Origin of the sequence: Streptococcus sp. NLAE-zl-C503, assembly GCF_900104285.1 — a bacterium.
Taxonomy (GTDB): Bacteria; Bacillota; Bacilli; order Lactobacillales; family Streptococcaceae; genus Streptococcus.
The window spans coordinates 118,030-136,617 of record NZ_FNJT01000003.1; the positions used below are offsets into that span (position 1 = coordinate 118,030).

The 18,588-nt window shown below is 37.9% G+C and carries 12 protein-coding genes; 10 read left to right on the forward strand and 2 right to left on the reverse strand.

The genetic code is table 11. The annotated features are described in order from the left end of the window. Nucleotides 1-9: 9 nt before the first annotated feature. From vncR to BLS46_RS06825, 10 genes are all read left to right on the forward strand, one after another. Nucleotides 10-666 (forward strand): response regulator transcription factor VncR, encoded by a 657-nt coding sequence (gene vncR / locus BLS46_RS06775; RefSeq protein WP_049505226.1) that lies wholly within the window; start codon nt 10-12, stop codon nt 664-666. Next, nucleotides 663-1,991, forward strand: coding sequence for a sensor histidine kinase VncS (vncS, locus tag BLS46_RS06780; RefSeq protein WP_049505225.1), 1,329 nt, complete (start codon nt 663-665; stop codon nt 1,989-1,991). Before vncR ends, vncS begins: the two co-directional genes overlap by 4 nt. 139 nt (nt 1,992-2,130) lie before the next feature. After that, nucleotides 2,131-3,012, forward strand: a complete 882-nt coding sequence (locus BLS46_RS06785; RefSeq protein WP_001018995.1) for a class II fructose-bisphosphate aldolase — start codon at nt 2,131-2,133, stop codon at nt 3,010-3,012. Between the two features lie 128 nt (nt 3,013-3,140). Then, the gene (locus BLS46_RS06790; RefSeq protein ID WP_180364065.1) at nt 3,141-4,073 is read left to right on the forward strand and encodes an alpha/beta fold hydrolase; all 933 of its coding nucleotides are present in this window, start codon (nt 3,141-3,143) and stop codon (nt 4,071-4,073) included. A gap of 366 nt (nt 4,074-4,439) precedes the next feature. Then, a complete protein-coding gene (locus tag BLS46_RS06800; RefSeq protein ID WP_049505223.1) occupies nt 4,440-5,432 on the forward strand; it encodes an ABC transporter ATP-binding protein in 993 nt (330 codons plus the stop codon). A 1-nt stretch (nt 5,433) separates the two neighbouring features. Beyond that, the gene (locus tag BLS46_RS06805) at nt 5,434-6,252 is read left to right on the forward strand and encodes an ABC transporter permease (protein ID WP_000240152.1); all 819 of its coding nucleotides are present in this window, start codon (nt 5,434-5,436) and stop codon (nt 6,250-6,252) included. Nucleotide 6,253: 1 nt separating this feature from the next. After that, the gene (locus BLS46_RS06810; protein ID WP_049505222.1) at nt 6,254-7,039 is read left to right on the forward strand and encodes an ABC transporter permease; all 786 of its coding nucleotides are present in this window, start codon (nt 6,254-6,256) and stop codon (nt 7,037-7,039) included. 430 nt (nt 7,040-7,469) lie between these two features. After that, complete coding sequence (locus tag BLS46_RS06815) at nt 7,470-13,958, forward strand: S8 family peptidase (RefSeq protein ID WP_093586513.1); 6,489 nt, start codon at nt 7,470-7,472, stop codon at nt 13,956-13,958. 416 nt (nt 13,959-14,374) lie between these two features. Continuing rightward, nucleotides 14,375-15,244, forward strand: coding sequence for a DUF6287 domain-containing protein (locus tag BLS46_RS06820; RefSeq protein WP_001034386.1), 870 nt, complete (start codon nt 14,375-14,377; stop codon nt 15,242-15,244). Nucleotides 15,245-15,470: 226 nt separating this feature from the next. Further along, entirely contained in the window at nt 15,471-15,776 is a 306-nt protein-coding gene (locus tag BLS46_RS06825) for a hypothetical protein (protein ID WP_029707418.1), read from the forward strand. Nucleotides 15,777-15,807: 31 nt separating this feature from the next. Here the strand turns inward: BLS46_RS06825 and BLS46_RS06830 are convergent, their stop codons facing one another. Both BLS46_RS06830 and BLS46_RS06835 read right to left on the reverse strand, forming a co-directional pair. After that, nucleotides 15,808-17,607 (reverse strand): N-acetylmuramoyl-L-alanine amidase, encoded by a 1,800-nt coding sequence (locus BLS46_RS06830; RefSeq protein ID WP_093586515.1) that lies wholly within the window; start codon nt 17,605-17,607, stop codon nt 15,808-15,810. A gap of 44 nt (nt 17,608-17,651) precedes the next feature. Then, nucleotides 17,652-18,560 (reverse strand): LysR family transcriptional regulator, encoded by a 909-nt coding sequence (locus BLS46_RS06835; RefSeq protein WP_001222578.1) that lies wholly within the window; start codon nt 18,558-18,560, stop codon nt 17,652-17,654. Nucleotides 18,561-18,588: the final 28 nt, after the last annotated feature.

Below are 18,588 nucleotides of genomic sequence, written 5' to 3' on the forward strand. Positions count from 1 at the left end.
GTTTTTTCTATGAAAATTTTAATTGTAGAAGATGAAGAGATGATCCGTGAGGGAATCAGTGACTATTTGACGGATTGTGGTTATGAAACCATTGAGGCAGCAGATGGACAAGAAGCTCTGGAAAAATTTTCCAGCTATGAAGTAGCCCTAGTACTGCTGGATATCCAGATGCCCAAGCTCAATGGCCTCGAAGTCCTAGCAGAGATTCGTAAGACCAGTCAGGTTCCTGTCTTGATGCTGACCGCCTTTCAGGATGAAGAATACAAGATGAGCGCCTTTGCCTCTCTGGCAGACGGCTATCTGGAAAAACCCTTCTCCCTGTCTCTCTTAAAAGTGAGGGTGGATGCAATTTTCAAGCGAAACTACGATACGGGACGAGTCTTCTCCTATAAGGATACCAAGGTGGATTTTGAGAGTTACAGTGCAAGCCTCGCAGGTCAAGAAGTGGCCATTAATGCCAAAGAGTTGGAAATTCTGGACTATCTGGTGAAAAATGAGGGACGGGCCTTGACTCGTTCTCAGATTATCGATGCTGTCTGGAAGGCAACAGATGAGATTCCTTTTGATCGTGTCATTGATGTCTATATCAAGGAACTGCGGAAAAAGCTAGACTTGGATTGTATCCTTACTGTGCGCAACGTTGGTTATAAATTGGAGAGAAAATGAAACGAACAGGTTTATTTACAAAGATATTTATCTATACCTTCTCGATTTTTAGTGTTCTGGTTATTTGTCTTCATTTAGCCATTTATTTTCTCTTTCCGTCAACTTATCTAAGCCATCGTCAGGAAACCATTGACCAGAAAGCGACAGCCATTGCCCAGTCCCTGGATGGAAAAGATAGGCAGAATATTGAGCAAGTCTTAGACTTGTATTCCCAGACCAGTGATATCAAAGGAGCTGTCAAGGGAGAGATGACCGAGGACAAGTTAGAAGTCAAGGACAATCTTCCTCTGGATACGGACCGCCAGACTACCTCTCTCTTTATTGAGGAGCGTGAGGTGAAAACGCAAGATGGTAGCACTATGACTCTCCAGTTTTTAGCGTCCATGGACTTGCAAAAAGAAGCAGAGCAGATCAGTCTCCAGTTTCTTCCCTATACTTTGTTGGCATCCTTTCTGATTTCCCTCTTGGTGGCCTACATCTATGCTCGGACCATTGTTGCCCCTATTTTGGAAATCAAGCGGGTGACCCGTCGGATGATGGATTTGGATGCCCAAGTGCGATTGCGCGTGGATTCTAAGGATGAGATAGGTGATCTCAAGGAACAAATCAATAGCCTTTACCAGCATCTCTTGACTGTTATTGCGGACTTGCATGACAAGAATGAAGCTATTCTCCAGCTGGAGAAGATGAAGGTTGAGTTCCTACGAGGGGCTTCTCATGAACTGAAAACCCCTCTGGCTAGTCTCAAAATCCTAATCGAAAATATGAAAGAAAATATCGGTCGTTATAAGGATAGAGACCATTATCTTGGAGTTGCCTTGAGGATTGTGGACGACCTCAGTCACCACGTTCTCCAGATATTGTCTCTCTCTTCTGTGCAGGAATTGCGAGACGAGAAAGAAGAGGTTGACCTCCTTCAGATGACGCAAAGTTTGGTCAAGGATTATGCTTTGCTCGCCAAGGAGCGAGAACTTCAGGTAGACATTAGCCTAACCCATCAGCAGGCTTACATAAACCCATCTGTCATGAAACTGATATTATCGAATCTCATCAGCAATGCTATCAAGCACTCCACTCCAGGTGGTTTGGTTCATATCGGCGAGAGAGAAGGAGAACTCTTTATCGAGAATAGCTGTAGTCCTGAAGAACAAGAAAAACTGGCCCAGTCTTTTTCTGAAAATGCTAGTCGTAAGGCCAAGGGTTCGGGGATGGGACTCTTTGTGGTCAAAAGTTTATTAGAACACGAGAAATTACCTTATCATTTTGAGATGCAGGATGCTCGATTGACCTTCTTCATACGTTATCCCAAAGTCACTCAGGACTAAGGAGAAGAAAGGGGTTACATTGATTGGATTGGAAGAAATTCAATCTAAAGTATGGGAAAAACTAGCTTTTTTTATCAAAAAGTGATAAAATGAACAATGTAAATGGGATGTCCCAAAAAATATATAGGAGGCCTGACAAATGGCAATCGTTTCAGCAGAAAAATTTGTCCAAGCAGCTCGTGACAACGGTTATGCAGTTGGTGGATTTAACACAAACAACCTTGAGTGGACTCAAGCTATCTTGCGTGCAGCAGAAGCTAAAAAAGCTCCAGTTTTGATCCAAACTTCAATGGGTGCTGCTAAATACATGGGTGGTTACAAAGTTGCTCGCAACTTGATCGCTAACCTTGTTGAGTCAATGGGTATCACTGTACCAGTAGCTATCCATCTTGACCACGGTCACTACGAAGATGCACTTGAGTGTATCGAAGTTGGTTACACTTCAATCATGTTTGACGGTTCACACCTTCCAGTTGAAGAAAACCTTAAATTGGCTAAAGACGTTGTTGAAAAAGCACACGCTAAAGGTATCTCAGTAGAAGCTGAAGTTGGTACTATCGGTGGTGAAGAAGACGGTATCATCGGTAAAGGTGAATTGGCTCCAATCGAAGACGCTAAAGCAATGGTTGCAACTGGTATCGACTTCTTGGCAGCTGGTATCGGTAACATCCACGGTCCTTACCCAGCAAACTGGGAAGGTCTTGACCTTGACCACTTGAAGAAATTGACAGAAGCTCTTCCAGGCTTCCCAATCGTATTGCACGGTGGTTCAGGTATTCCTGATGACCAAATCCAAGCAGCTATCAAACTTGGTGTTGCGAAAGTTAACGTTAACACTGAATGCCAAATCGCATTCGCTAACGCAACTCGTAAATTTGCTCGTGACTACGAAGCAAACGAAGCAGAATACGACAAGAAAAAACTCTTCGACCCACGTAAATTCTTGGCTGACGGTGTAAAAGCTATCCAAGCATCAGTTGAAGAACGTATCGACGTATTCGGTTCAGAAGGTAAAGCATAATCTAGCTGAACAATACAGATGAAACCTGCCCATTGGGTGGGTTTTTTGTGTCTGGATATATAGCGAATATACTGTAGAAGAACCAATCTTAAGTTGCTAAAAGGTTCTATTTTTTGTACAATAATGCTATGAAAATACTGAAAAAATGGTTTCTTGGCATTCTTAGTTTCATTCTTTTGTTTTTACTCGCTACATTCATCTTTCACCGTATCAGTTTGGAAAAGGAAGAAGCCTCACTATCACCTATGGGACAACAAGTTCTTGTCAATGGACATCAAATAAATATTTACGTTGAAGGGGATGGACCTGAGACTATAGTAGTTCTCTCAGGTGCTGGTATTGCTTCTCCCATATTGGACTTTAAAAATGTATCGGAATCCTTATCGAAACGATATAAGGTAGTCATCGTGGAGCGAGCGGGATATGGTTATAGTGATGATAGCAATCATTCAAGAGATGTGATGGAAGTTTTGTCTGAGACTCGTCAAGCACTTTCACAAGCAAATGTAACAGGTCCTTTTATCATTCTGTCTCATTCCATAGCGAGTCTTGAGAGTCTGGCTTGGCAGGAGAAATATCCTAATGAAGTGAAAGCCTTGATTGGTTTAGATTGGGCACTGCCGTCAAGTTATGAGAATTTAAAGGATAATCAGGCCTTGCTTACGTTGGCCTATTGGAGCAGTAAGATTGGGTTATTACGTTATTTCCCTGAGTCCTTTTATATAAAAAATCAAACTCTGATCGAAAGTGAACGAAAACAATATAAACTTCTAGCTTATAAGCAGTTGATGTCACAAGCTATGTTTCATGAATCCCAAACGGTAAAGGAAAATGCCAAGAAAGTTACTTCAAACATTAATCCGAAAATTCCGGCCTTACTAATGGTTCCTAATGGTGATGGTACTAGTTTTAGCCAATCAGAATGGCAACGTTATGCAGAGAGATTTGCAAGCGACCAGTCTAATGTTCAAGTCGTTTATATGGATGCTCCTCATGACCTCTATCATTATCAAAGCGATGCTATTGTTTCTCGCATTAAAGAATTTTTAGAGAATAATTGAGAGGTTATAAATCTATTTGGATTGATGCCAATAATTAAATGCTGAAGAATTAACAGTAGAATCGTGAATTTTTTCGATTAAAAAAATTCTTTTTCTTACCCAAAATCCTGCCCATTGGGCAGGTTTTTTTGATGTTTTAAGGAAAATATCAAACCAGAATTTTTGATTAAAACTATTATTTTAAGAGTGAAATTTCTAATTTTATAATCTACAGGCAAACGCTTGCATTCCGTTTTTTATTGGACTATAATAGTTTGGTATAAGGCCTTCTGTAATAATAAAATGTAGAGGGTTTAGAAGGTAAGGATTTAGAATTTTTGTAGTCAAAAATACAATGTTGCTATTCCTTGCGACAGGGAGATAGATATGGCAATGATAGAAGTGGAACATCTTCAGAAAAATTTTGTGAAGACAGTAAAGGAACCTGGATTAAAGGGGGCTTTGCGCTCCTTTATTCATCCTGAAAAGCAGACTTTTGAAGCGGTCAAGGATTTGACCTTCGAGGTACCAAAGGGCCAGATTTTAGGCTTTATCGGAGCCAATGGTGCTGGGAAGTCGACAACCATCAAAATGCTGACAGGGATTTTGAAACCGACATCTGGTTTTTGTCGGATTAACGGCAAGATTCCGCAGAACAATCGTCAAGACTATGTCAAGGATATTGGGGTGGTCTTTGGTCAACGTACTCAGCTATGGTGGGATTTGGCTCTTCAAGAGACCTACACGGTCTTGAAAGAGATTTACGATGTGCCAGACTCGCTCTTCCATAAGCGCATGGACTTTTTGAATGAGGTCTTGGATTTAAAGGAATTTATCAAGGATCCCGTGCGGACTCTTTCACTTGGCCAACGGATGCGGGCGGACATTGCGGCTTCCTTGCTCCACAATCCTAAAGTTCTCTTTTTAGATGAACCGACTATTGGTTTGGATGTTTCCGTTAAGGATAATATTCGTCGCGCCATTACTCAGATCAATCAAGAGGAAGAGACCACTATTCTCTTGACCACTCACGACTTGAGCGACATTGAGCAACTTTGTGATCGGATTTTTATGATTGATAAGGGGCAAGAGATTTTTGATGGAACGGTGAGTCAGCTCAAGGAAACTTTTGGCAAGATGAAGACTCTTTCTTTTGAACTGGTACCAGGTCAAAGTCATCTCGTCTCTCACTATGAAGGCCTGTCTGATATGACTATTGATAGACAAGGAAATAGCCTCAACATTGAATTTGATAGTTCCCGCTACCAGTCAGCTGATATTATCAAGCAAACCCTGTCTGATTTTGAAATTCGCGATTTGAAGATGTTGGATACGGATATTGAGGATATTATCCGTCGCTTCTACCGAAAGGAGCTCTAAGATGGTCAAATTGTGGAGACGTTATAAACCCTTTATCAATGCAGGGATTCAGGAGTTGATTACCTATCGAGTGAATTTTCTTCTCTATCGGATTGGTGATGTGATGGGAGCTTTTGTGGCCTTTTATCTCTGGAAGGCCGTCTTTGATTCCTCACAAGAGTCCTTGATTCAAGGCTTCAGTATGGCTGATATCACCCTCTACATCATCATGAGTTTTGTGACCAATCTCTTGACCAAGTCAGATTCTTCCTTTATGATTGGGGAGGAGGTTAAGGATGGCTCCATTATCATGCGCTTGCTGAGACCAGTGCATTTTGCGGCCTCATATCTCTTCACCGAGCTTGGCTCCAAGTGGTTGATTTTTATCTCTGTTGGACTGCCATTTTTAAGTGTCATTGTCTTGATGAAAATCTTATCGGGGCAAGGGATTGTAGAAGTGCTGGGATTAACGGTCCTATATCTTTTTAGCTTAATGCTGGCCTACCTGATTAACTTTTTCTTTAATATCTGCTTTGGATTTTCAGCCTTTGTCTTTAAAAATCTATGGGGTTCCAATCTACTCAAGACTTCCATAGTGGCCTTTATGTCTGGAAGTCTGATTCCCTTGGCTTTCTTTCCAAAGGTGGTTTCAGATATTCTGTCCTTCTTGCCTTTTTCATCCTTGATCTACACTCCTGTCATGATCATTGTTGGGAAATACGATGCCAATCAGATTCTTCAAGCTATCTTGCTACAGGTTTTCTGGCTCTTAGTGATGGTGGGCTTGTCTCAGCTGATTTGGAAACGAGTCCAGTCCTTCATCACCATTCAAGGAGGTTAGTATGAAAAAATATCAACGCATGCATTTGATTTTTATCAGACAATACATCAAGCAAATCATGGAATACAAGGTTGATTTTGTGGTTGGTGTTTTAGGTGTCTTTCTGACCCAAGGTTTGAATCTCTTGTTTCTCAATGTCATCTTTCAACACATCCCATCCCTTGAAGGCTGGACCTTTCAAGAAATAGCCTTTATCTATGGTTTTTCCTTGATTCCCAAGGGACTGGACCATCTCTTTTTTGACAATCTCTGGGCACTAGGGCAGCGCTTGGTGCGAAAGGGAGAGTTTGATAAGTATCTGACTCGTCCTATCAATCCGCTCTTCCATATCCTCGTTGAGACCTTTCAGATTGATGCCTTGGGCGAACTTTTGGTCGGAGGTATTTTGCTAGCGACAACGGTAACTAGTATTGCTTGGACTTTTCCCAAATTCCTGCTTTTCTTAGTCTGCATTCCTTTTGCGACCTTGATCTATACTTCCTTGAAAATCGCGACTGCCAGCATCGCTTTTTGGACCAAGCAGTCAGGTGCCATGATTTATATTTTCTATATGTTTAATGATTTTGCCAAGTACCCGATTTCCATTTACAATTCGCTCCTTCGTTGGTTGATTAGCTTTATCGTACCTTTCGCCTTTACAGCCTACTATCCTGCCAGCTATTTCTTGCAGGATAAAGACGGGCTCTTTAACATTGGTGGGTTGATTTTGATTTCCCTTGTTTTCTTTGTTATTTCTTTAAAACTCTGGGACAGGGGCTTGGACGCATACGAAAGTGCGGGTTCGTAAGATATAAAATAGGATGAGATTTAAACATTAAATATGTTACAAACAACCGTTGAAAATTATAGCGGTTGTTTTTGCATGTTTATTAAGGCATATATTCTATCCATACCCCTTTTTGCGATTTTGGTAATTATTCCAGTTGATTGCTACTATTTTTGATGGGAGGAATGAGTTTATATTGTACCCAGTTAACTATAATATTTATTGACTAACCTATTTGTTAACATGGATTAAAAAAAAAATTAACCTGGGTTAATTTTTCTTGACTTAAATTTTTTTAATTGATATACTATTTTTCAGAGAGCTAACAATTATATATAAATGTACTACTCTATCCCACTAGATAATACGTCATAAAACTTTTTATAACAAAGGCTAGCAAAGTTAAAGTTTTCTATCTATTGGGTTTAAAATAAAAAATGAAGGAATTATAATGAAAAAAAGTACGGTATTGTCATTAACTACTGCTGCAGTTATTTTAGCAGCATATGCCCCCAATGAGGTAATTTTAGCAGATGCACCTAGTTCTGAAGATGCTTTAAGAATTTCTGATAAAGAAAAAGTAGTAGCAGATGCACCTAGTTCTGAAGATGCTTTAAAAATTTCTGGTAAAGAAAAAGTAGTAGCAGATAAAGAAACAGAAAACAATGAACAATCTGAAGATATTCATAATGTTATAGAAACTTCAAAGGATATTGAGGAGAAGAAGACAACAGTTATTGAGGAAAAAGAGGTTGTTAGTAGAAAGTCTGAGATAGACAAAAAAACTAGTAACGAAGGAGCAAGTATCAAAGAAGACTCCAAGCAACCCAAAGGAGATGATGCGGACTCATTTGTAAATAAAGATACAGAAAATCCGAAAAAAGAAGATAAACTTGTCTATATTGCTGAATTTAAAGATAAAGAATCTGGAGAAAAAGCAATCAAGGAACTATCCAATCTTAAGGATACAAAAGTTTTATATACCTATAATACGATTTTTAATGGCGCTGCCATTGAAACAACTCCAGATAATTTGGACAAAATTAAACAAATAGAAGGTGTTTCGTCGGTTGAACGATCACAAAAAGTCCAACCAATGATGAATCATGCCAGAAAGGAAATTGGAGTTGAGGAAGCTATTGATTACCTAAAGTCTATTAATGCTCCATTTGGGAAAAATTTTGATGGTAGAGGTATGGTTATTTCAAATATCGATACTGGAACAGATTATAGGCATAAGGCTATGAGAATCGATGATGATGCCAAAGACTCGATGAAATTTAAAAAAGATGACTTAAAAGGCACTGATAAAAATTATTGGTTGAGTGATAAAATCCCTCATGCGTTCAATTATTATAATGGTGGTAAAATCACTGTAGAAAAATATGATGATGGTAGGGATTATTTTGACCCACATGGGATGCATATTGCAGGGATTCTTGCTGGAAATGATACTGAAAAAGACATCAAGAACTTTAATGGCATAGATGGAATTGCGCCTAATGCACAAATTTTCTCTTATAAAATGTACTCTGACGCAGGATCTGGGTTTGCGGGTGATGAAACAATGTTTCATGCTATTGAAGATTCGATCAAACACAATGTCGATGTTGTTTCGGTATCATCTGGCTTTACGGGAACAGGTCTTGTAGGTGAGAAATACTGGGAGGCTATTAGAGCATTAAGAAAAGCTGGAATCCCAATGGTTGTTGCTACAGGTAATTTTGCGACTTCTGCTTCAAGTTCTTCTTGGGATTTAGTAGCAAATAATAATCTGAAAATGACAGATACTGGAAATGTAACACGAACTGCCGCACATGAAGATGCGATAGCGGTCGCTTCTGCTAAAAATCAAACCATTGAGTTTGATAAAGTTAACATAGGTGGACAAAGTTTTAAATACAGAAATATAGGAGCTTTTTTCGATAAGAATAAAATCATAACAAATGAGGATGGCTCAAAAACTCCAAATAAATTAAAATTTGTATATATAGGCAAAGGTCAAGACCAAGATTTGATAGGCTTGGATCTTAAGGGCAAAATTGCAGTAATGGATAGAATTTATACCAAGGATTTAAAAGATGCTTTTAAAAGAGCTATGGATAAAGGCGCACGTGCCATTATGGTTGTAAATACTGTAAATTACTACAATAGAGATAATTGGACAGACCTTCCAGCTATGGGATATGAAGCGGATGAAGGGACTAAAAGTCAAGTATTTTCAATTTCAGGAGATGATGGTGTAAAATTATGGAACATGATTAACCCTGATAAAAAAACTGAAGTCAAAAGAAATAATAAGGAAGATTTTAAAGATAACTTAGAACAATACTATCCAATTGATATGGAAAGCTATAATTCTAATAAACCGAATGTAGGTGATGAAAAAGAAATTGACTTTAAATTTGCAGCTGACACAGACAAAGAACTTTATAAAGAAGATATTATCGTTCCAGCAGGGTCTACATCTTGGGGGCCAAGAACAGACTTGCTTTTAAAACCGGATGTTTCAGCACCTGGTAAAAATATTAAATCCACTCTAAATGTTATTAATGGTAAATCCACTTATGGTTATATGTCAGGAACTAGCATGGCAACTCCAATCGTAGCAGCTTCTACTGTTTTGATTCGGCCAAAATTAAAGGAATTGCTTGAAAGACCTGTCTTGAAAAATCTTAAGGGAGATGACAAAATAGACCTCACAAGTCTTACAAAAATAGCCCTACAAAATACTGCAAGACCTATGATGGATGCAACCTCTTGGAAAGAAAAGAGTCAATACTTTGCATCACCTAGACAGCAGGGAGCGGGGCTAATTAATGTTGCTAATGCTTTGAGAAATGAAGTTGTAGCTACTTTTAAAAACACGGATTCTAAAGGTTTGGTAAATTCATATGGTTCCATTTCTCTTAAAGAAATAAAAGGTGATAAAAAATACTTTACAATCAAGCTTCACAATACCTCAAATAGACCTCTAACCTTTAAAGTTTCAGCATCCGCAGTAACTACAGATGCTCTAACTGATAGACTAAAACTCGATGAAACATATAAAGATGAAAAATCTCCGGACGGGAAGCAAATTGTTCCAGAAATTCACCCAGAAAAAGTCAAAGGAGCAAATATCACATTTGAGCATGATACTTTCACTATAGGTCCAAATTCCAGCTTTGATTTAAATGCGGTTATAAATGTTGGAGAAGCTAAAAACAAAAATAAATTTGTAGAATCATTTATTCATTTTGAGTCAGTGGAAGAAATGGAAGCTCTAAACTCCAACGGTAAGAAAAGAAACTTCCAACCTTCTTTGTCGATGCCTCTAATGGGATTTGCTGGGAATTGGAACCACGAACCAATCCTTGATAAATGGGCCTGGGAAGAAGGATCAAAATCAAAAGCAATGGAAGGTTATGATGATGATGGTAAACCAAAAATTCCAGGTACCTTAAATAAGGGGATTGGTGGAGAACATGGTATAGATAAATTTAATCCAGCAGGAGTTATCCAAAATAGAAAAGATAAAAATACAACATCCCTAGATCAAAATCCAGAACTATTTGCTTTCAATAACGAAGGAATCAACGCACCCTCATCAAGTGGTTCTAATATTGCTAAAATTTATCCTTTAGATTCAAATGGAAATCCTCAAGATGCTCAACTTGAGAGAGGATTAACGCCTTCTCCACTTGTATTAAGAAGTGCAGAAGAAGGAGTGATTTCAATAGTAAATACAAATAAAGAAGGAGAAAATCAAAGAGACTTAAAAGTCATTTCGAGAGAACACTTTATTAAAGGAATTTTAAACTCTAAAAGAAATGATGCAAAGGGCATTAAATCTTCTAAGCTAAAAGTTTGGGGTGATTTGAAATGGGATGGACTCATTTATAACCCTAGAGGTAGAGAAGAAAATGCCCCAGAAAGTAATGACAAAAAAGATCCTGCTACTAAGATACGAGGACAATTTGAACCGATTGCGGAAGGCCAATATTTCTATAAATTTAAATATAGATTAACCAAGGATTACCCATGGCAGGTTTCCTATATTCCTGTAAAAATTGATAACACCCCTCCAAAGATTGTTTCAATTGATTTTTCAAACCCTGAAAAAATTAAGTTGATTACAAAGGATACTTATCACAAGGTCAAAGAGCAATACAAGAATGAAACGCTATTTGCGAGAGATCAAAAAGAACATCCTGAAAAATTTGACGAGATTGCCAACGAAGTTTGGTATGCTGGGGCCGCTCTTGTTAATGAAGATGGAGAGGTTGAGAAAAATCTTGAAGTAACTTATGCAGGTGAGGGTCAAGGAAGGAATAGGAAACTTGACAAAGACGGAAATACCATTTATGAAATTAAAGGTGCAGGAGATTTAAGGGGCAAAATCATTGAAGTGATTGCATTAGACGGTTCTAGCAATTTCACAAAGATTCATAGAATTAAATTTGCTGATCATGCTGATGAAAATGGGATGATTTCCTATTATCTAGTAGATCCTGATCAGGATTCATCTAAATACCAAAAGCTTGGCGAGATTTCCGAATCTAAATTTAAAAATTTAGAAAATAGAAAAGAGGATAGTCTTAAAAAAGATACAACTGAAGTAGAACATCATCAAGAAAATGAAGAGTCTATCGAAAAAAAATCTAGCTTGACTATTCATAAAACTATTTCAACAATTAGAGATTTTGAAAGCAAAGACTTAAAGAAACTCATTAAAAAGAAATTTAGAGAAGTTGATGACTTTACAAGTGAAACTGGTAAGAGAATAGAGGAATACGATTATAAATACGATGATAAGGGAAATATCATTGCTTATGACGATGGTAGTGCCTTACAATATGAAACTGAAAAACTTGATGAAATCAAATCAAAAATTTATGGCATTCTAAACCCGTCTAAAGATGGACACTTTGAAATTCTTGGAAAGATCAGTAATGTTTCTAAAAATGCCAAGGTATATTATGGCAATAATTATAAATCGATAGAAATCAAAACGACCAAGTATGATTCCCACTCAAAAACGATGACATTTGATTTATACGCTAATATTAATGATATTGTGGATGGATTAGCTTTTGCAGGAGATATGAGGTTTTTTGTCAAAGATGATGGTCAGATAAAAGCTGAAACTAAAATTAGAATGCCTGAAAAAAATAAGGAAACTAAAGCAGAATATCCGTATGCATCAAGTTATGGGAATGTAATAGAATTAGGAGAAGGAGATCTCTCAAAAAACAAACCAAACAATTTAACGGACATGGAATCTGGTAAAATCTATGCTGATTCAGAAAAACAACAATATCTGTTAAAGGATAATATCATTCTGAGAAAAGGCTATGCACTAAAAGTGACTACCTATAATCCTGGAAAAACGGATATGTTAGAAGGGAATGGAGTTTATAGCCAGGAAGATATAGCAAAAATCCAAAAGGCCAATCCTAATCTAAGAGTCTTATCAGAAACAACAATTTATGCTGATAGTAGAAATGTTGAAGATGGAAGAAGTACTCAATCAGTATTAATGTCGGCTTTGGACGGCTTTAACATTGTAAGATATCAAGTGTTTACCTTTAAAATGAATGATAAAGGGGAGGCAATCGATAAAGATGGCAATCTTGTGACAGATCCTTCTAAACTGGTATTATTTGGTAAGGATGGTAAAGAGTACACAGGAGAGGATAAGTCCAATGTAGAAGCTATAAAAGAAGATGGCTCTACGTTATTTATTGATGCAAAACCAGTAAATCTTTCAATGGACAAGAACTACTTTAATCCATCTAAAACTAATAAAATTTATGTACGAAATCCAGAATTTTATTTAAGAGGTAAGATTTCTGATAAGGGTGGTTTTAACTGGGAGTTGAGAGTTAATGAATCGGTTGTAGATAATTATTTAATCTACGGAGATTTACACATTGATAACACTAGAGATTTTAACATTAAGCTTAATGTTAAAGACGGTGACATCATGGACTGGGGGATGAAAGACTATAAAGCAAACGGATTTCCAGATAAGGTAACAGATATGGATGGAAATGTTTATCTTCAAACTGGCTATAGCGATTTGAATGCAAAAGCGGTTGGAGTACACTATCAATTTTTATATGATAATGTCAAACCAGAAGTAAACATTGACCCTAAGGGAAATACTAGTATCGAATATGCTAACGGAAAATCTGTAGTCTTTAACATCAATGATAAAAGAAATAATGGATTCGATGGTGAAATTCAAGAACAACATATTTATGTAAATGGAAAAGAATATAGATCACTTGATGATATTAAACAAATAACAGATAAGACACTAAACATTAAGATTGTTGTAAAAGATTTTGCAAGAAATACAACCGTAAAAGAATTCATTTTAAACAAAGATACGGGAGAGGTAAGTGAACTAAAACCTCATAGGGTAACTGTGACCATTCAAAATGGAAAAGAAATGAGTTCAACGATAGTGTCGGAAGAAGATTTTATGTTACCTGTCTATAAGGGTGAATTAGAAAAAGGATACCAATTTGATGGTTGGGAAATTTCTGGTTTCGAAGGGAAAAAAGACGCCGGCTATGTTCTTAATCTATCAAAAGATACCTTTATAAAACCTGTATTCAAGAAAATAGAGGAGAAAAAGGAGGAGGAAAATAAACCTACTTTTGATGTATCGAAAAAGAAAGAAAAAACACAATCTGATTCAACTAATGATGTCAACAGTATTGTTTCTGATGAAAATGATAAAAACTTTGAAATTGACAAGAACGTTTATCTAAATGAACAAGGGAACTTAACTAATAAAAATACTAACATCAATAGTAAATCAACTAGTAACAATCCTAATCAGTTGCCAAAAACCGGAACAGCAAGCGGAGCCCAGACACTATTAGCTGCCGGAATCATGTTTATAGTAGGAGCTTTTCTTGGATTGAAGAGAAAAAATAAAGATTAAGACAAAAGCTATAGAAAAAATGCTTTAAGTACTGAGATTAGATAGTGAGGTGATGACATAGTTTTGTGAAAATATTGATTTATAAATATATTATTTAGATTTCTATGAAAATAGGAGATTTTAAAGAGATATATGTAAAAGCCTTGTCACAGGACAGGCTTTTTCTAATGGAGATGGGTTCTGTTTAAAATCCATTTCTTCGGCTTATAAAAATATAAATACAAACTATGGTTTATATTTTGTGGTATAATGTATTGTAATAAATACTTGTTTTGATACCAATCTAGAGATATTTTTATAGTTATTTATTCTAGAAATTTTTGCTTGGATTTTTTTTAAAAGTCATAAAAGTTCATGGATAGTAACGAATGAAGTATCGTAAGCTTGGCTGAATATCAATCAAAAAGGAGAAAATTATGAATAAGAAAGAACGGGAAAAACAATTTGAAGAGATCAATGGACCTAAGCGGTCTGAATCAAAGTCGGCTCCGAATAAAAATATAAAAATCTATATTGGCCTAGCACTCTCTGTTTTAGTCACTCTCATCTTGGTAAGTATTTTCTCATATCTTCTGATTGGAAAGAAAGAGCCAAATCAAGCATCGTCTGCAGTTTCAACTACAGAGACAACAAGTCAAGCTTCTACAAGCCAAGGAAAAACGGATGAGACTGATAAGGATAAACAAGAGGAAATTCAGAAACTCAAGAATCAACTTGCTGCTTTAGATACCAAGATTACGGAAGCAGAAGCACTTGTTAGCAAGTTGAAGAAAGAAACTACCGTTCCAAAATTAGATATTGAAGCAATTAAGAACAATGACTTGTCTAGTTTAGAGGGTACTTGGCGTAGTCAATCTGGTAATGAATACATTATTAATGATTCTGGAGAAGTACGTGCGACTTGGTTTACAAATGATCAAAAGTACGAATCTGTAGTTGGATTAAAGGTATCAAAAGGTCAAGATAGTCGTAATCCTGAGACAGCTTCTATCAGTGCATGGGTAAAAGATTCTGTTGCTGGAGGATTTGTAGTAGTTGCTGTTCCAAGTGGAGTTGTTATGCAACCTGCTGATGATGGAAAGATTACGGATAAAAGCAATCATGCTGAAGAAAGACTACTTTCAGGACAAGATTATGGGTCTATGTTAATGAAACCAGAAAATGTTTATTATCGTGTGAAACCAGATACCAGTAAACTTGAGGAAGAAGAAAAGAACTTAGCTCAACTACAAGCAGATCGTGAATCAATCAAATCTTCTCTTGAGGCAAAGGAAAAGAAAAACTAGGTTGTATTCGTTCAAAAATACTGTTATAATCGGCAGAATCAAGAAGCCCATTAGAGCTTCTTTTTCTTTTGTTACAAATACTCAACCACTTAGACAGAGATATTGACCAGATAGGCAAAAGGGCTTGTTCTTGAAAAATTCCTCTGCTATAATGGTTCATGTAAGGGACGTGAGGGGTCAGTATCAGACAACTCAAGAACCAAAAAAAGAAAATGGAGACAAAAAAATGAAAAAATTATTAGGACTTGTATTTTTAGTAGCAGCAGCGCTAGTATTGTATTTCGGATCTGTTGGCTGGCCAAGTTTGGATGTCAACCTCTGGTCACTCATTCCGGTAGGATTGTTCCTCTATTTCACGCTAGAAAACTTTTTGAAAAAAGACTACAAGGCTAGTCTGATGTGCTTGATCATTGCCTTTATCATTGCAAATGCTATTTTTGATCTCTTGCCCATTTCAAGTGGTTTGGTGATTGGTGCCGGTGTGCTAGCTTGTGTAGGACTTGGCTACCTCTTTCCTGATAAAGATAAATAGAAAAGTCTCGAGTTTTCTCGAGACTTTGTTTTTATTTACCAGCGTAATATTTTTGGATCCCCTTTACGATGCCTGCGACCAGTTTATCTTGGTAGTGGCTATCTCTGATTTGTTGGTTTTCGGAGAAATTATCCATATAACCAAGTTCAAGGAGGACGGCTGGTTTGGCGGTTTCGCGTAGTACGGCATAGCTGCTCTCCAACAGGCCAGCATCCTTGGCTCCTGTTTCTGCTAGAAGAGAGGAGTGGATGGCAGCGGCGAGGCGTTTGCTTTCACTCATACGATCAGGGTGATTGTGCCAGTATTTATTAATCTTACTTGGATAATCAGGTTCATCGCTATAGGAGTAGGTTTGAATACCGCTCGCTTTTGAGTAGGTATTACCAGTAGCGTTGAAGTGAATACTGATAAAAATATCAGAGTTGGTCTTATTAACCATACGAGAACGTTCGGTAACAAAATCAACGTCAATATCACTATCACGAGAAGTGAGGACCTTGTAGCCTAGTTCTTCTAACTTAGTACGAAGCTTACGGTAAATCTGCATGTTGAGATCTTTTTCAGCTACATTGTAGTAAAAGGCACCTGAATCTCGACCACCATGCCCAGGGTCTAGGAAAATGGTATTGCTGTATAGGCCTTTTGTAAATCCGCCTTCAGTTGAAACTTCTGAAATCCATTGGCCGTATTTTTGGAACAGGTGTTCCTTACCGTCTATCTTGTAAGTTCCTGAAACATAATGCCCATTATCATCTAGGTAGTAGCGTGCTTTGTCAGAGTTATCGTAAATCCATTCGCTCTTTGCCATGTAACCACCTGACTTGAGGTAGTATGCTCCAATCCACTCCTGATTTGCATAACGACCATCCGCTTTTAGATAGAACCAGCTCTTGTAGGCTTTATCGAAGATCCACTCATTCTCCGCCATGGCTCCACTGGTTTTAAGGTAGTAGCTTTCTTTCCATTTGTCTGCTAGCATCCCACCATTCTGGTCAAATGAGTACCAGGAACCTTGAATCTTTTGCCAGTTTTCTTGGACATATCTCCCTGACCCGTTCGCATAGAACCAAGTATCCTTGATTTTGACCCAGTTGTTTTCTGCCATAGCTCCGCTCTGGTTGAAGAGGTAGCCCTTGAAGGTTGTCGCACTCAGCATTCCACCGTCTTTGTCAAAGTAATACCAAGAACCGTTGATTTTCTCCCATTTATCCTGCGAGATCTTTCCAGAAGGAGCGACATAGTACCAAATTTGATCTAATTTTGTCCAGCCCTTTTCCGCCATAGCCCCGCTTTTTGTGAGCAGATAGCCGTCAACGGCAGTGTTGCTGAGCATGCTTCCAGTTTGGTCAAAATAATACCAAGAACCATTGATTTTTTTCCAGGTGTTCTGAGCAAGTCGTCCAGAGGAATCAGCATAATACCATTGATTGTCCAGTTTGGTCCAGCTATTTTCTGTCATGACACCATCTTGGTCAAAGGCATAACCTTTGTAGACAGTAGAATGAAGACGATTACCATCTTGATCGAAGTAGTACCATTTGCCTTGGATTTGTTTCCAGTTCAAAGCAGGTTTATCATCTTGGTAAAAGCGCCAGTGATGATTTTCTTGGTACCATCCTTCTTTTTTGGGCTTGTCTTCTTGCACATCTACTTTAGGAAGAACTTCTGATTTAGAGTTTTCCTCAACACTCGACTCTTTCTTTTCTTCTTTGGCAATTGCTTCCTTGACAGCAGATGTGGATTGAGTTGTGTTTTCTTCTCCTAAGACGGATGCGGGTGCTAATCCTGCGATTGAAAGGATTAAAGCACTGGTCAGTAGTATCTTTTTCACTTTTTATTTCCTAACTTTTTCTTTTTCCCTTTTTCATTTTTCTATTAATTATCGAATTGAACTTCTTCTAGTAAGTATTCGATAAAGCGTTCGCCCATCTTAGACAGGCTGGTTTTTTCATGTTGGATATAGACTAGTTCAATCGGGTCGTCAATGTCCAGTGGAATGGAAACGATATTGTCTCCGTTGAGGTTGCTGTTCAATATCCCTGTTGCAATGGTGTAACCATCCAAACCAATCAAAAGATTAAAGAGGGTGGCACGGTCACTGACTACGATGGATTTCTTGTGGTGCTCTTGTGAAAGAATCTCCTCTGAAAAGTAGAAGGAGTTGTGCGTCCCCTGGTCATAACTCAGATAAGGAAAGTCTTCCAAATCAGCCAGTTTGACCTTGTCTTTTTTAGCTAGAGGGTTGGTCTTGCTGACAAAGATATGGGGTTGAGCGGTAAAGAGGTGGTGGGCTAGCAGGTGATTGTCATCCAGCATTTTCGTTAAAACATCACGATTGTAGCTGTTTAAAAAGAGGACACCGACCTCGCTACGGAAGTTCTTGACGTCATCGATAATCTCCCAAGTCCGAGTTTCACGAAGGAAGAGCTCGTATTTCTCCATATCACTTTTCTTGAGCAGAGAGACAAAGGCATTGACTACAAAGGCATAGTGCTGAGAGGAAACGCTGAAAAGTTCGCGGTGGGCGATAGGATTTTTATAACGTTCCTCCAGAAGCTGAGTTTGCTCGACAACTTGACGAGCGTAGGAGAGAAACTCCATCCCATCACGCGTCAAGGTAATTCCCTTGGGATTGCGGATAAAGATTTCAATGCCCATTTCATTTTCCAAGTCTCGAACAGCATTAGAGAGACTGGGTTGGGTGATAAAGAGTTGCTTGGCTGCCTCATTCATAGAGCCAGTTTCGACGATTTTGATAATATAGTGTAGTTGTTGAATTCTCATGTTTTTATTGTACCATACTTGCGGAAGA

Bases quoted from the DNA above. Each gene is read 5' to 3' on its own strand.
- vncR (WP_049505226.1), top strand. From the start codon at position 10: ATGAAAATTTTAATTGTAGAAGATGAAGAGATGATCCGTGAGGGAATC.
- vncS (WP_049505225.1), top strand. From the start codon at position 663: ATGAAACGAACAGGTTTATTTACAAAGATATTTATCTATACCTTCTCG.
- BLS46_RS06785 (WP_001018995.1), top strand. From the start codon at position 2,131: ATGGCAATCGTTTCAGCAGAAAAATTTGTCCAAGCAGCTCGTGACAAC.
- BLS46_RS06790 (WP_180364065.1), top strand. From the start codon at position 3,141: ATGAAAATACTGAAAAAATGGTTTCTTGGCATTCTTAGTTTCATTCTT.
- BLS46_RS06800 (WP_049505223.1), top strand. From the start codon at position 4,440: ATGGCAATGATAGAAGTGGAACATCTTCAGAAAAATTTTGTGAAGACA.
- BLS46_RS06805 (WP_000240152.1), top strand. From the start codon at position 5,434: ATGGTCAAATTGTGGAGACGTTATAAACCCTTTATCAATGCAGGGATT.
- BLS46_RS06810 (WP_049505222.1), top strand. From the start codon at position 6,254: ATGAAAAAATATCAACGCATGCATTTGATTTTTATCAGACAATACATC.
- BLS46_RS06815 (WP_093586513.1), top strand. From the start codon at position 7,470: ATGAAAAAAAGTACGGTATTGTCATTAACTACTGCTGCAGTTATTTTA.
- BLS46_RS06820 (WP_001034386.1), top strand. From the start codon at position 14,375: ATGAATAAGAAAGAACGGGAAAAACAATTTGAAGAGATCAATGGACCT.
- BLS46_RS06825 (WP_029707418.1), top strand. From the start codon at position 15,471: ATGAAAAAATTATTAGGACTTGTATTTTTAGTAGCAGCAGCGCTAGTA.
- BLS46_RS06835 (WP_001222578.1), bottom strand. From the start codon at position 18,560: ATGAGAATTCAACAACTACACTATATTATCAAAATCGTCGAAACTGGC.